The organism is Nocardia sp. CS682, assembly GCF_004634405.1.
GTDB classification, from domain to species: Bacteria; Actinomycetota; Actinomycetes; order Mycobacteriales; family Mycobacteriaceae; genus Nocardia; species Nocardia ninae.
Genome location: NZ_CP029710.1, coordinates 6,336,025 through 6,349,409, shown reverse-complemented (window position 1 = coordinate 6,349,409; position 13,385 = coordinate 6,336,025). Strand labels below are relative to the sequence as shown.

Sequence of the window (13,385 nt, the reverse complement as noted above, 5' to 3'; positions counted from 1 at the left end):
TGTTAGGTGTATGCGAATGTCGGATCGCAAAGATGTGATCGTCGTTGGGGCCGGGGCGGCCGGGCTGACGGCTGCCCGCACGCTCGCGGCGGCCGGGCTCGACGTCGTGGTGCTGGAGGCTCGGGACCGGGTCGGCGGTCGCACCCGCAATGTCGAAATACCGGACAGTGCCTCGTCCGTCGAAGTCGGCGGCATGTGGGTCGGACCCGGGCAGGAACGGGTGCTGGCATTGCTGACCGAACTAGAGTTCGCCACCTATCCGACCTACGACCACGGCCTGAAGATCGGCGAATTCGGCGGCCGCGTCACCCGCTACCCGGGGCGGATACCTCGACTGAATCTGTTGGCACTGGCCGATATCGGGGTCACCCAGCTGCGCCTGGATCGCGCGGCCCGGCGAATACCCTTGCAGGCACCGTGGACGGCGCCCCAGGCCGGGGAACTCGATGCGCAAACCTTCGACACCTGGTTGCGCAAGCACTCGAACACCGCGACCGGACGCGCCTTTTTCCGGCTGATCACCCAGGCGGTCTGGTGCGCCGAACCGGAGGACATGTCGGCACTGTGGGCGCAGTTCTACATCCATTCGGGCGGCGGCCTCGACTCGTTGATCAACACGACCGGCGGCGCGCAGCAGGACCGGGTCGTCGGCGGCACCCAGCGGCTGTCGATCGCGATGGCCGAGGAATTGGGCGACCGGGTCGTCCTCAATGCCGCGGTGATACAAATCGACTGGAGCGACGACAAGATTCGGGTCCGGGCCGGGCGGCGGCAATGGTGGGGGCGGCACGCGATCATCGCGGTCCCACCGCCGCTGGTGAACCGAATCCGGTTCACGCCGGACCTGCCCGCCGAACGCGCCCAACTGCTGCAACGCCTCCCAATGGGCTGGACGATCAAGGTCAACGCGGTCTATGACGAGCCGTTCTGGCGCGCGAAAGGTCTATCTGGACAAGCCAATAGCGACCGGCGGCCGCTCGGTACAGTCTTCGACGCCGGTCCACCCAGTGGCGACCCCGCGGTCCTGGTCGGCTTCCTCGAAGCCACCCATGCCCAAGCCGCCGCTCGCCTGGCACCGAAGGAACGCCGCGCCGCGGTACTCGACGACCTGGCAGCCTATTTCGGCCCCAAGGCGCGCAATCCGGTCCACTACATCGAACAGGACTGGGCCGCAGAATCTTTCAGCCGCGGCTGCTACGGCGCCTTCGCCACCCCCTCGACCTTGACGCGCTTCGGACCGGAGTTGCGCCGCCCGACCGGCTCGCTGCACTGGGCTGGCACCGAAACAGCGACCCGCTGGGCCGGATACATCGACGGCGCAATCGAATCCGGTCAACGCGCGGCCCGCGAAATTCTCGCCACCACCCGCTGAAGGGACTCACACCAATGACCAGCTTCACCACACGTCCCACCCTGCAGGGCACCTTCGGCATGGTCTCGTCCACGCACTGGCTCGCCTCGGCGGCCGCGATGGCGATCCTCGAGGACGGCGGCAACGCCTTCGACGCGGCGGTAGCTGCGGGCTTCACCCTGCATGTGGTCGAGCCGCACCTGAACGGCCCGGCGGGGGAGGTGCCGATCATCCTCGCAGCGGCGGGACAGCCCCCGCAGGTGCTGTGCGGGCAAGGTCCAGCACCAACGGGCGCGACGATCAAGCATTACACCGGCCTGGGCCTGGCGTTGGTGCCCGGAACCGGGCCGTTGGCCGCGGCGGTACCCGGCGCCTTCGACGCCTGGATGCTGCTCTTACGCAACCACGGCACCAAGCGGCTGGCCGAGGTGCTGGCACACGCCATCTGGTACGCCGAGCATGGACACCCCGTGCTCGAGGATGTCTCGGTCACCGTGTCCTGGATGCGGGATATCTTCGAGACCGAGTGGACTACTTCGGCCTCGGTGTATCTACCGGACGGAAATCCGCCTGCCCCTGGGCAATTGCTGAAGAACCCGGTATTGGCTCGGACCTGGCGGCGGCTGATCACCGAAGCCGAGGCTGCGAGCGCGGACCGCGACACACAGATCGACATCGCCAGGCGCGCATGGCGCGAGGGGTTCATCGCCGAAGCGCTTGCCTGCGCAGCGGCACAGCCCACGATGGACACCTCCGGCGAGCGCCACGCCGGCACTCTGACCGGCGACGATCTGGCGAATTACGCTGCTACATACGAGGATTCGGCCACATACACCTGGAACGGCTGGACCATCGCGAAGCCCGGCCTGTGGAGCCAGGGGCCCACATTTCTGCAGCAGCTTGCCTTGCTACCAGAACGACTGGACCACGGAACGGCCGATTACTACCACGCGCTGATCGAGGGATCGAAACTCGCGATGGCGGATCGGGAGGCCTGGTACGGGGAGGGCTCCGAGACCAGCCTGGAGGCATTGCTGTCGCCGGTGTACAACGCGGAACGGCGTGCCCTGATCGGCCCGGAAGCGTCCTATCTGCTGCGGCCCGGCAGCCCGGGCGGTCGATCGCCGCGGCTGAGTAGCCATGTTCATTCCGCTGCGCCGCAAGATGTTTCGGTCAGCATCGGGGAACCTACCGTGGCAGTTACCGGCGCCACCCGCGGCGACACCTGCCATCTCGACATCGTGGATCGCTGGGGCAACATGGTTGCCGCCACGCCCAGCGGAGGCTGGCTGCAGTCGAATCCGGTCGTGCCCGAACTGGGTTTCCCGCTCGGCACCCGGTTGCAGATGGCGTGGCTGGAGCCGGGACTCCCGAATTCCCTTGCACCGGGCCGCCGCCCACGCACCACGCTCAGCCCCACCCTGGCATTACGTGACGGCGAGCCCATCCTGGCATTCGGCACTCCGGGTGGTGACCAGCAGGATCAGTGGAGCTTGCACTTCTTCCTGGAACTGGTATCGCGCGGCGACGCAAAGGGTTGTGGCCACCTGGATCTCCAGGGGGCGATCGACGCACCGAACTGGCACCAGGACAGCTTTCCCGGCTCGTTCTATCCGCGTTCGATGAATCCCGGTGGTGTGACCATGGAGTCGCGCGTCGACCCGGGCGTTCGAGCCGAGCTGCTCCGGCGCGGTCATCGGATCTCCGTGGGCGACCCCTGGTCGGAGGGGCGCATCTGCGCCGTCGCCCGCGACCCCGAGACGGGCGTGCTGTCGGCGGCGGCCAATCCACGCGGAATGCAGGGCTACGCCGCCGGACGCTGAAAGACCGAATCGCTTGTTTCTCAACCCATTACATGAGAGGTGTTCCATGAAGTTCCCCATGCGGTGCATGGTCGTCGCGATGCTGGTCGCCGGATGTTCGGTAACAACCACCGGAATATCGACGGCGGTGCCGTCGAACGGCCCTGGATCCGTCGTGTCCTCCCGGCAGCTGGACGGCGCCGAGCTGATTCCCGCGTCGGGCAGGGGTTTCCGGCTCGTCTACCGGACCACCGGCCAGAACGGTGAGCCTCAGGTCAGCGGCGGAAACGTTTATCTTCCCACCGGGACGCCGCCGCCCGGTGGTTGGCGGGTGGTGTCGTGGGCGCATGGCACAAGCGGCATGGCGCAAGGGTGCGCGCCCAACCTGATGGGTGGAATTGCGGATGACCACGACGAGACACCGCAGATGTCTTCGCTCTTGGCCCAGGGTTACGCGGTGGCGGCCACAGATTACATCGGGCTGGGCGCACCGGGGCAGTACGAATACTTGGCCGGGCGCGCCGAAGGGCATGCGGTGCTCGACATTGTCCGGGCCGGTCGAGCCCTCGCCCCCGAACTGTCGGATTCATATGCGCTGGCCGGGCATTCCATCGGCGGGCACGCGGCTCTACTCGCGGCGCAATTGTCGTCGAGCTACGCCCCGGAACTCGATCTGCGCGGAACAGCTGCCTTCGCTCCGACAAGTAATTACGAAAATCTGATCACCCTGCTCTCCGGACCCGACCTGGCCGCGCCGCTGCCCGCCGGACTGCAGGTCCGCGTCTTGATGATCATGGCGGGCCTCCAGCACGCACGTCCGGAGCTGGCGTCCACCGATCACCTGAGCGAGCGTGGAAAGCAAGTGCTCGCCCTCGCGGCCGCCGGCGAAGGATGCCTGGAGTCAGCGACCACCGCCGTCAAGGGCCGCCCCGTCGGTGAGCTATTCAGCAAACCCCTGACCGATCCGGCGGTGACCGCCGCCCTCCGCGACTACATGGGTGCACCCACCACCGGCTATCACCGGCCACTGCTGCTCCTACAGGGCGGCGCCGACACGGTGCAGCCGATGCCGACGACGGTGCTACTCCAGCAACAACTCCAGCAGGGTGGTGTCGACAGCCGACTGCAGTTCTACCCATCGGCCACTCACTTCACGCTCCTGCCGCACGCCCGTGCCGACGTGTCCGCGTTCCTGGCTGAAGTCTTGCCGAGTCGCTGATCAGGGCGGGTCGGCCTACTTCCCCTCTGGCCGAAGGTTTCTCGTTCCTTGGCGTAGGGCACGGCATATCGCGCCGTTCGGATCGACCGCACCGCGGTGAATCTCGCGAGTGGCACATGGTGGAGGGCTCACTCGCCCGTTGCCGCAACCATGTGCCACTCGGCGAGTACGCGGGGATCAGCGGATGAGGTCCGCTGTGCGGCAGACCATCCGCGCTGCGTTGGCTGGCGGGCCAGCGCTGGTACGGCTCAGAACGAGGCGAAGGTTGATGCCGTGCTCGCCGACGTAGACTCCGCCCCGGTCGAGGGGCGGGCTGCGGGCAACGCCACGGATGCGGGGAAAGCCGACCCAAACCGGAAAGGCATCGCGGACATGCGGGACGTGCTGGCCGCAGCTGTCACAGGTGAGCAAATCGAGGACGCGCTGGCCGTCTGCTCGGTTTTCAACACGACCAACCGGCTGGGCGATGCATTCGACTTCGAACAGCTCAGCCCCGCAGGCTTCGACGCGGGAGCCAGGTACCTGCTCAAACGGGGCTCTTCCCGCGCCACCGCTGACCCTCGACATCGGGACCGCTGCTACTCAGCCAGTCTGGTCGGTGCCGGGCGTCACTGTCCCCGTGAAGCGTTTGCGGCCTCGATGAAATCGATCTGGGCCGGTGACGGGCCGCGGAACTCGTTCTGAATTCGTTCTGCGTTGTCGGCTTGCATCCGGTACAAACTGTCGCGCAGCCCGGTATCACCACCGTGGAATTCTTCCAGCAACCGCATCCACCGCGCGGCCAACTGCTGAGCCTGCGGAGATGCCGGGTCCAGCCCGGCCTCGATTGCCGCGTCGACCTGCGAGATCAATTCGCGCCAGCCTGCTTCGACCTGCTCGATGTGGGGCTCGCCGGATTGCTCCCGACGGTGAGCGAGCTGTGCCAATTGCTCTTGCGTGAAATATTGCTTGACCGTGTCGTCGACCATGACAGTTCTCCTGATCAATTCCAGGAAGCGATCCGCGCAGATGTCGGGCCGGTTCTGCGCCGTCGCCGCAAGTGCGGCCACCAGGGCGTGCAGGGCCTGCGTCGCAGAGACCTGAGCAGCCAGAAAATCGCGATGCGCGGCCAGCACTTGGGTAATTGCCGTGGTGCCGGCGAGCACGTTCGCGATCTGATCCAGTCCCAGGCCCAGTTGACGCAAGGCCACCACCTGATACAGGTGCTGGACATCGGCTTCGGTATAGAGCCGGTGCCCGGTATTGGTGCGCCCAGCCGGGCTTACCAAGCCGATGCGGTCGTAATGATGCAACGTCCGGACCGTCAATCCGATCTCGGCCGCGAGCTCACCGACCTTCCACACCTGCCCATTTCCCGGCTTGTCCATCCGCTTCCATCTCGCTTCCACCGCCGCACCTCGCGCCGGTAACACCGACGCTATGACCTGACGCTACGTCAGGAGCAACCGCGAATTTTCTGCTGGACATCACAACAGCAGCGGCACCCAAACCTCCACGCCGACATGACTATCCACGTGGTGATGCAATGACCCCTCGAGCCCGAGACCGCATGCCGAACAGAAGTGCGGGCCGCCACCGAACCCGCGGTGCGCAGGATCTGTCTGCGCGGGGCTACGGCCGCCGCAGCGGCCCGCATCCATCCTTGGCCTGCGCTGCGGCACCAAACATCATCCCGATCGGTGACTTGGAAAACGAAACCGGCGGTGGCCATGAGGCGTTCGCGTTCCCGCGCGGCTCGTCGCCGGCCGCGACCACAACAACAGCCGACAGATCAGTGCACAGTTAATCTGCGACCGCAGTTACTCGACGGCTTTGATGACATGCTGCCAATGCTCCATCTCGCTAACCGTGGAATGAGCGCTGTCGGCGATTACTTCGAAGACATGTCGAACGACCTCAGCCCAGGGATGGCAAGTCCGAGGGCATGGAAGGAAGGAAGTCCCCAGATCCGGGGAGGCCAGGACCAGATACGACGATCAGCCAGCTGAAGACCGCTACCACAGCCAGCACCAGGAATGACCACATCGGCCACACCGACACGACGCGCCGACGCCACCAACTCCACACCATCAGCACCAGCACGACGAGCTCGACAATGAACGTCGCGGAAGTCATCAGACCAATGCCTGCGTCGAGGTAGGTGGCGCACTCGCCCGTACAGTCTCGGGAAGCGAACATGGCGATCATCAGCACCATGGACATTCCGAAGACGAATGCCCCCGCGAACAGGAGCACTGCACCGACGAGGTCGACATTCCGGCCCGGCTTGTACCGCGGCTTCAGTAACACTTCGGCAGCCGGGGTATCAGCACGCAGACCCGGCTCATGACGCGAATTCATGAAACCTCCTCGTACACAGGAGGATAGCGCAAGAAATGTCCGATTCGACCGCGCCTCGCGCTGGCCCGGGCCGCACCACGCCTGGCCGAAATGCTCGACGATTACCGACGGAGCCTACAGCGGCAACCTCACCACCTGGCCCCGCCAGAAACCGTGGACCACACTGAAAATCATCCGACGCGGCGACAGCGTGACAGGCTTCGTCGTTCTGCCACGCCGCTGGATCGCCGAAGCACACTCTGGGGCGGATCTGATTGCGCTGCAGATGTATCCGCGAGTACGCACGCCATCCCGACCACCGAGTCACCTCATCACAGCACTGACCAACCCTCCACGGACGGAGTCTGAATGGCCGTGAAGAAACTGCTCATTTCCGTGGTTGGCCACGGGCGAGACGTCGCGACATGAGCATGATCATTCGACAGGTAGATCGCAGGCACTGCCGCGAGGTCCGCCGCCAACAGCGCGGCGATCGCGAGCAGCCACACCATCCGCCGCAGGCGGGACCCTCCATCCGCCGCGCCTCCTCGCCCGCCCGGCGCGGGAATCGTCTACTGCTGCGTCAACGGTCGGCCCAACTCGTGCAATCGGTGTTCGGCTCCGGCAACCGAACTCGCAGTCAGCCTATCGGCATCGTCGGCCATACCCGAACTCGTTGAGCTGTCATCTGGTTCGCGATCAGTCCGTCGTTGCTCGACTCGAGGACCGGATGCCGCGTGGCGTGTGTTCGTGAACGCCCGGAAGTGCCGATCATGCGCAGTTGGACGGGCGGGTTCCGCTGGCTCCGCAGCGTCGTGTCGTTCGTTCGACCGACATCTCAGCTAGCGGACCTATCGGCTACCCCAACCATCCAGTCGGCGGGAGTTATTCGGTCAACTGGCGGTTTCGCCGGTCGCCGCCGCGTTCTAGGTTCGACCGGTAGGAAAGACTGCCTTTCGAACGACGACAGCAGCACGTGTCAATTCGCGGCCCGTTCGCCAACACCGCTCCGGCGGCCCGCAGCTGTGTCGCCCGTGGCGACACGCAGCTGGCGCGTGCGCCAACTCGACTGTGCCGCAGCGGCATGACGTCCAGTGTTGCCGGGGCTCCCCTGCGGATCCGCTTCCAACACGCATATCGAACTAGAGGGCAAGAATGACATTCCTCGTAACGGGCGCCTCCAGCGGCATCGGGCGAGCGGTTGCCGTCAGACTCGCTGAGGGCGGGCATGAGGTTGTGGCTGGAGTGCGGCGAATTGCCGACGCGCCGGCCCACCCGCACATCCGGCCGGTAGCACTGGACGTCACCGACGCTGCGCAGCTGGCTGCGGCAGCGAAGGATGTCGGGCCGCTGAGCGGCTTGATCAACAACGCAGGAGTCACCTTCGCCGGACCGATGGAGCACATACCTCTCGACCGCTTGCGCGAGCAACTGGAGATCAACGTTGTCGGGGTACTAGCCGTGACCCAGGCGTTCTTGCCTGCGATCAGGGCTGGACGGGGACGCCTCGTCATGATCAGTTCGACCGCAGGTCTCGTCGCTACCCCCTTCCTCGGCGCCTACAGCGCCTCGAAGTTCGCCGTGGAGGCGATCGCAGACTCGCTGCGCCAGGAACTGGCGCCCTGGGGTGTATCAGTCGTCGTGGTCAACCCCGGTAGCTTCAAATCACGGAACCGGGCCAAAACCGAAGCAACGGTGCAGATAGATCGCGCAATCATGGGCGAGACGGCAGAGCGCCGATACGGCCAGGCCATGGACGCCGCCACTCAGTTCAATAAAAAGATAGAGGCCGGGGCCGGAGCACCAGAGCGAGTCGCCGTCGTCGTCGAGCGAGCGCTCACCGCACGCCGTCCCCGCCCGCGCTACCTCGTCGGTACCGACGCGCACATCACTGTCGCGCTGAAGCGACTGCTGCCGGCCCGAACCATGGACACGCTGCTGACCAGAACCATGGGCCTGCCACCGCGGTCCTCGGATTGATACGGAACCACTTATCGCCGATGTCGGCACGGCGACCATGTGATCATGGGCGCGGGAGTGGACGGGAGAAACGTCACGATGCGAGAGGGAGTACCGATGGTGTCCATCGAGATGGTGCCGACGGAGGCGGGGGGCGATACCGCGCTACTCGCGGAGCTCACCGACCTGGTGAATCGGGTGTACGAGGCGGCCGAAGCAGGTCTGTGGCTTGACGGCGCCAGTCGCACAACGACATCCGAGCTGGCCGGGTTGATCACCGACGGTCATGTCGCCGTGGCGCGTGAGGAAGACGGCCGACTAGTTGGTGCCGTCTGCATTCGGCAATTGGCCGATGGCATCGGCGAATTCGGCATGTTGGTGTGCGCGCCCGAGCAGCGCGGCGCCGGAATCGGCAGTGCCCTGGTCGATTTCGCCGAGCGTCAGTGCGTTGATCAGGGCGCGCGGACGGTGCAGCTGGAGCTACTGGTGCCCCGCAGCTGGGCGCATCCGGTGAAGGAGTTTTTGCGCGGCTGGTATCTGCGGCTCGGGTACGTCCTCGAGCGTAAGGGGCAGCTGGAGGAGAGCTACCCGCACCTGGTGCCGCTGCTCGCCACCCCGTGCGATTTCCTCATCTTCCACAAACGGATGCGCTGACTCTCGCAGTGCAGTTGCGCTGGGAGGCGCGCCGTACTTTCGTGAGATGTCCCGCGTCAGGGAACTCCAGGATTCACCCAGCGGACGACCGCTCAGAGTCGACCACCCCGCCGCATCGTCCATCCGCACCAATGATTAGGAACCGCTCGTGGCCACCCAGTCGCCGAAGCAATTAGATCTACCCCGCGATGCCCTATCGGAGGTGCTCCCCGACTCCACACTGTCCCTCTTCACTGCGGACGATCTCGCCGAACTCGTTGTCCTGCAACGATGCTGCTGGGTGCCGGAGGCAGTGCTCAACGACATGCTCGACCTCCCCCCGCTGCACGAGACCCACGACGAGGTACTGGCGTGGGCGACCACATCGACGACTCTGGTCGTGCGGGAACGCGGGCGTCTGGTCGCTGCGGTGCGCGGCCAGGTCGAGGGCAGCGACTGGCACGTCGGCCGCCTCATGGTCGCTCCCGACCTGACCGGTCGAGGAGCCGGTTCCCGCCTGCTGCGTCTGATCGAAAGTCTCGCTCCCCCGCACGTCGAGCAATTCATCCTGTTCACCGGCGCACGCAGTGAACGCAACATCCGCATGTATCAGAACGCGGGCTACCAACTCCTGCCCACACCGGATCCCCTCCCGCCCAACCACATCAGCGGTGCGGTCCACATGGTGAAGCCCAGGCTCTGATCGAGTCGACCGGGCCCAATGCTCACCGACCAGACGCAGCATGCTCCCGCTGCGCACATGATCCGGAACCGTCGCAGCGGCGCCGCGTTGGCGTTTCTGCTGCGTTTGTTCGTGGTGGCGAAAAGGGTCGTGGTTCAGCCGAACGAGAAGCACTCACGGGAGCGCCAGGTGACCGACCGCTATTCGCCTGAAAAGCAGCCGCCAGGACGAAACCCGACATCCAACCGTCACTCTCAGCACCGCGAGCGTGCCCACACCCGCGAACTCCACCGGTCCGGCGTCGATGGCTACCAGTCCAGTGCATCAGAACTGGCTGTGGACACCCGCGATGGGCGTCCGCGAGGGTGAGGCGTGATCGAAACGACGGCGGTGCTGGGTGTGGCCGCGATCGAGCTGGGGATGGTGCTGACGCCAGGGCCGAACATGGTGTATCTGGTATCGCGGACCGTATCGCAGGGACGGCGCGCGGGTCTGGTTTCGTTGTCGGGCGTGGCCATCGGGTTCATGGTGTATCTCGTGGCCGCCACCGTCGGGCTTACCGCGATCTTCGCGGTGGTGCCCGGGTTGTACTTGGCCCTGAAGCTGGCCGGCGCGGCGTATTTGGCGTACTTGGCGTGGAAGACGTTGCGCGGCGGCCTCTCGGTGTTCGAGCCGTCCGGTCTGCCCGCCGACTCCATGGGCAAACTCTTCACCATGGGCCTGGTCACCAACCTGCTCAATCCGAAGATCGCGATCATCTACATGGCGCTGATTCCGCAGTTCGTGACTCCCGAACACGGGCGAATTTGGTTGCAGAGTCTGCTGCTCGGCTCGGTGCAGATCGGTATCGCGCTAACCGTCAACGGCCTGATTGTGCTCGGTGCCGCCAGCCTCGCATCGTTCCTGTCCGGGCGACCGCTGTGGCTGCGGGCACAACGCTGGGTCACCGGCACACTGCTGGGCGCCGTCGCGGTCCTGCTGGCCACCGACCGCACCCGCCCGGTTCCGGCCTAGGTAGACCGGAACGGGGACCTCAGATCGACACGCCGCGGCCCAGCTCAGTCGGCATGGTGTTGCGCATGCGACGGCGCACGGCGGTCTGTCCGCCTGGGGTGGGTGGCCAGGTGCGCGTCGAGGGTCGCGATAGCAGTTTCGGCGGGCAGCCCGACCGGGTCGGTCAGCATGCGCACCGATAACCCCTCGACCAGCGCGGACAGCAGTCGCGCCTCGAGCGCGGGATCGACCTCGGCCGCGTATTCGCCGGATTCGATACCGGATTCGATGGCCTCGACCAGTTGCGCCTGGGTGCGCTGCTGATAGGCCGACTCGATCGCGGCGAGTTCGTCGGTGACGACGGCGCGCGCGAGAAACGCGACCCATATCTTCACCAACCGCGCCCGTGCCGCGTCGACCGGAAGCCAATCCACCAGGACCGTCCGCAGTGCCGCGGCCACGCCGTGCTCGTAGCTCACCTGCGCCGCGCGGTCGTCGAGGAGTTGCTCGACGTGCCTGAATGCGGCGATCAGTAATTCGTCCTTGGTGCGGAAGTAGTACTGCACCTTCGCTGGAGACACCCCGACTTGCGCGGCGACCTCACGCACGCTCACCGCCTCCATCCCCCGGGTCGCCGCGACGTCGAGGACGCCGTCCAACAGCTCGGCGCGCCGCAGGGCGTGCGCGTTGTCCGTCACCATCGCACCGCTCACTGCTGCTCGACCGGACCGAAACAGACAGTGACGGCGTCGCGGGTGATACCGGCGACCTTGCTCATGGTTTGACCTCCAGCTCGGGAACTATCGCGGCGGCGACAACCGATGGCCTGACGATTCGCCGGTCCATACGACTGTACAGTACAGTCGTATGGACCACTGGGAGAGGTAAGGGAATGAATTCAGGATTCAAAGCCGTGATCACGGGCGGCATTACCCTCGTTATCGGTTTCGTGCTGTGGCGATTCACCGGCAATGTCGAGACGCCGGTCGTCACGCCGACCAAGCTGGGCATCGTGTTGATGGCTCTGGGCGGACTGGAGGTCCTCTACGGACTCTTCAAATCGGTCGTCGGCAAATCCGTCACGTAGTTCTCAGGCTGGCGGTGGCTTCATCCGACAGGGAAGTGCCCAGCATGCGGCGGCCCGGCCGAGCCCCTTCCCGGATCTGAGCTCTCGGTGGCGGGCAACCTCAGCGCCGGCCGGGGTCGAGTTGCTCGAGGAGATCTTTCGCCACCAGGTAGCCCGCCGCCGCGGCGCTGCGGTAGCACTGAACAGCTTCGGCATGGCGGCCTCGGTGGTACAGATAGTGACCCAGGGCGATCGAGGCGGGCAGGTACCCGGCGTCGACTGCCTTGCTGCACCAGCTTTCGGCTTCGGCGGCTCTGCCGGCGTCGAAGAACAGCAGCTCGGAGAACTCCAGCATCGCGCTCGGGTCACCGGCGTCGACGGCACGCCGGTACCACTGCTCGGCGCACCGACATCGCCCTGTTTGCGCAGATCCAATGCGCGGCAACGCATCGCCCGCACATCGCCGGATTCGGCCAGCTCTTCCTGTTTTTCGCTGGTCCAGAAGGTGTTCTTGCCGAAGCGGAAGAAGTCGAACAGGTCCTGGCCGTTCGCATGGTCGACGTATAGGGCATTGCGGTGCCACATCTCGGCTTCGTCGACTGCGCCGCGATCATCCGCTCGGCGGGCGAGCTCGGTCATCGCAGCGACGTCGCCCGCTGCAGCGGCTCGGTAGTACAGCTCCTCGGCTTCAGCCTGCCGGCTCGCGTCGGCAGCCAGTCGCTCGGCGAGCAGGATCATCGCGTCGGTGCGCCCGAGCTCGGCGGCCCGTCGATGCCACTGCTCGGCCTCGGCGGCCCGACCCCATTCTTCGAGCAGAGCGGCCACGGTGAGCATCGCCGTCGTGTCGCCGAATTCGGCTGCCTTGGTGTACCAATCCTCGGATTGGTCCAACCTGCGGAGGTCGCCGAAGAGTCCGCCGAGCAGGCCCATGAGATGGGTATCGGCCTCAATTTCGGCACGCTCGGCCAGTACCGGCAGTGTCATCGTGAACAGTTGCTGTGCCCGATCCACGAGATCTGCGTGCTCGTCGAGGCTCGCGGTGTCGTCGAACATCTCGGCCAGCCATCCGCCATTGTGTACCGACCGTGGGTGCTGCTCCATTCGGAACAGTTCGGACAGCCTGACGTAGGGCTCGCGCGAAGTTATCGAGGCCTGTAGCGCCTCGTATGCCTCGAGGACCAATTGCGGCGCGAATCCAACGCCTTTCACCACCGCTGCCGCTGCCAGCGCCACTGCAACGACGCGCGATTCCCGACTCGTGACCATTTTCTCTGCTTCCCGCCGAACATCAGGGCAGGGCCAGTCAACCACTCGCTCAACCAGTTTCGACTCTCGGTATCGGGACGAGAGCCGCGCCTGAT

Annotated in this window: 13 protein-coding genes; 9 read left to right on the top strand and 4 right to left on the bottom strand. The window is 65.6% G+C overall.

Annotated elements, in window-relative coordinates:
• The first annotated feature begins 16 nt into the window (after nucleotides 1–16).
• The 3 genes from DMB37_RS28445 to DMB37_RS28435 are packed head-to-tail and all read left to right on the top strand — an operon-like array spanning nucleotide 17 to nucleotide 4,372.
• On the top strand, nucleotides 17–1,372 hold the full coding sequence (locus DMB37_RS28445; protein WP_240771692.1) for an FAD-dependent oxidoreductase: 1,356 nt from the start codon (nucleotides 17–19) through the stop codon (nucleotides 1,370–1,372).
• 14 nt (nucleotides 1,373–1,386) lie between these two features.
• Nucleotides 1,387–3,174 carry a gamma-glutamyltransferase family protein gene (locus tag DMB37_RS28440; RefSeq protein WP_135235298.1) on the top strand — a complete coding sequence of 596 codons (1,788 nt, stop codon included), beginning with the start codon at nucleotides 1,387–1,389 and terminating at the stop codon, nucleotides 3,172–3,174.
• Between the two features lie 46 nt (nucleotides 3,175–3,220).
• The gene (locus DMB37_RS28435) at nucleotides 3,221–4,372 is read left to right on the top strand and encodes a lipase family protein (protein ID WP_240771691.1); all 1,152 of its coding nucleotides are present in this window, start codon (nucleotides 3,221–3,223) and stop codon (nucleotides 4,370–4,372) included.
• 608 nt (nucleotides 4,373–4,980) lie between these two features.
• On the opposite strand, the gene DMB37_RS28430 is transcribed toward DMB37_RS28435, so the two are convergent.
• Complete coding sequence (locus DMB37_RS28430) at nucleotides 4,981–5,739, bottom strand: MerR family transcriptional regulator (RefSeq protein ID WP_135235297.1); 759 nt, start codon at nucleotides 5,737–5,739, stop codon at nucleotides 4,981–4,983.
• Between the two features lie 529 nt (nucleotides 5,740–6,268).
• Entirely contained in the window at nucleotides 6,269–6,712 is a 444-nt protein-coding gene (locus tag DMB37_RS28425; protein WP_135235296.1) for a hypothetical protein, read from the bottom strand.
• Nucleotides 6,713–7,846: 1,134 nt separating this feature from the next.
• Here DMB37_RS28425 and DMB37_RS28420 point away from each other — a divergent pair.
• The 5 genes from DMB37_RS28420 to DMB37_RS28400 all read left to right on the top strand — a co-directional run bounded on the left by DMB37_RS28420 (nucleotide 7,847) and on the right by DMB37_RS28400 (nucleotide 10,979).
• Nucleotides 7,847–8,671 carry an SDR family oxidoreductase gene (locus DMB37_RS28420; protein ID WP_135235295.1) on the top strand — a complete coding sequence of 275 codons (825 nt, stop codon included), beginning with the start codon at nucleotides 7,847–7,849 and terminating at the stop codon, nucleotides 8,669–8,671.
• Between the two features lie 96 nt (nucleotides 8,672–8,767).
• Entirely contained in the window at nucleotides 8,768–9,304 is a 537-nt protein-coding gene (locus tag DMB37_RS28415) for a GNAT family N-acetyltransferase (RefSeq protein ID WP_240771690.1), read from the top strand.
• 148 nt (nucleotides 9,305–9,452) lie between these two features.
• Nucleotides 9,453–9,986 carry an N-acetyltransferase gene (locus DMB37_RS28410; RefSeq protein WP_206055024.1) on the top strand — a complete coding sequence of 178 codons (534 nt, stop codon included), beginning with the start codon at nucleotides 9,453–9,455 and terminating at the stop codon, nucleotides 9,984–9,986.
• 18 nt (nucleotides 9,987–10,004) lie between these two features.
• Complete coding sequence (locus DMB37_RS28405) at nucleotides 10,005–10,334, top strand: hypothetical protein (protein ID WP_135235294.1); 330 nt, start codon at nucleotides 10,005–10,007, stop codon at nucleotides 10,332–10,334.
• Nucleotides 10,335–10,337: 3 nt separating this feature from the next.
• Nucleotides 10,338–10,979: a LysE family translocator gene (locus DMB37_RS28400; protein WP_135235293.1), complete on the top strand. Its 642-nt coding sequence runs from the start codon at nucleotides 10,338–10,340 to the stop codon at nucleotides 10,977–10,979.
• Between the two features lie 44 nt (nucleotides 10,980–11,023).
• Here the strand turns inward: DMB37_RS28400 and DMB37_RS28395 are convergent, their stop codons facing one another.
• Nucleotides 11,024–11,659 (bottom strand): TetR/AcrR family transcriptional regulator, encoded by a 636-nt coding sequence (locus DMB37_RS28395; protein WP_135235292.1) that lies wholly within the window; start codon nucleotides 11,657–11,659, stop codon nucleotides 11,024–11,026.
• A 191-nt stretch (nucleotides 11,660–11,850) separates the two neighbouring features.
• Here DMB37_RS28395 and DMB37_RS28390 point away from each other — a divergent pair, with 191 nt between their 5' ends.
• On the top strand, nucleotides 11,851–12,045 hold the full coding sequence (locus DMB37_RS28390) for a DUF5708 family protein (protein WP_135235291.1): 195 nt from the start codon (nucleotides 11,851–11,853) through the stop codon (nucleotides 12,043–12,045).
• Nucleotides 12,046–12,048: 3 nt separating this feature from the next.
• On the opposite strand, the gene DMB37_RS28385 is transcribed toward DMB37_RS28390, so the two are convergent.
• Nucleotides 12,049–13,290, bottom strand: a complete 1,242-nt coding sequence (locus DMB37_RS28385) for a sel1 repeat family protein (protein ID WP_135235290.1) — start codon at nucleotides 13,288–13,290, stop codon at nucleotides 12,049–12,051.
• Between the last annotated feature and the right edge of the window lie 95 nt (nucleotides 13,291–13,385).

What these genes read in the sequence shown, in the direction of transcription:
- DMB37_RS28445 (WP_240771692.1), top strand. Translation starts at nt 17, where the DNA reads ATGTCGGATCGCAAAGATGTGATCGTCGTTGGGGCCGGGGCGGCCGGG.
- DMB37_RS28440 (WP_135235298.1), top strand. Translation starts at nt 1,387, where the DNA reads ATGACCAGCTTCACCACACGTCCCACCCTGCAGGGCACCTTCGGCATG.
- DMB37_RS28435 (WP_240771691.1), top strand. Translation starts at nt 3,221, where the DNA reads ATGAAGTTCCCCATGCGGTGCATGGTCGTCGCGATGCTGGTCGCCGGA.
- DMB37_RS28430 (WP_135235297.1), bottom strand. Translation starts at nt 5,739, where the DNA reads ATGGACAAGCCGGGAAATGGGCAGGTGTGGAAGGTCGGTGAGCTCGCG.
- DMB37_RS28425 (WP_135235296.1), bottom strand. Translation starts at nt 6,712, where the DNA reads ATGAATTCGCGTCATGAGCCGGGTCTGCGTGCTGATACCCCGGCTGCC.
- DMB37_RS28420 (WP_135235295.1), top strand. Translation starts at nt 7,847, where the DNA reads ATGACATTCCTCGTAACGGGCGCCTCCAGCGGCATCGGGCGAGCGGTT.
- DMB37_RS28415 (WP_240771690.1), top strand. Translation starts at nt 8,768, where the DNA reads ATGGTGTCCATCGAGATGGTGCCGACGGAGGCGGGGGGCGATACCGCG.
- DMB37_RS28405 (WP_135235294.1), top strand. Translation starts at nt 10,005, where the DNA reads ATGCTCACCGACCAGACGCAGCATGCTCCCGCTGCGCACATGATCCGG.
- DMB37_RS28395 (WP_135235292.1), bottom strand. Translation starts at nt 11,659, where the DNA reads ATGGTGACGGACAACGCGCACGCCCTGCGGCGCGCCGAGCTGTTGGAC.
- DMB37_RS28390 (WP_135235291.1), top strand. Translation starts at nt 11,851, where the DNA reads ATGAATTCAGGATTCAAAGCCGTGATCACGGGCGGCATTACCCTCGTT.
- DMB37_RS28385 (WP_135235290.1), bottom strand. Translation starts at nt 13,290, where the DNA reads ATGGTCACGAGTCGGGAATCGCGCGTCGTTGCAGTGGCGCTGGCAGCG.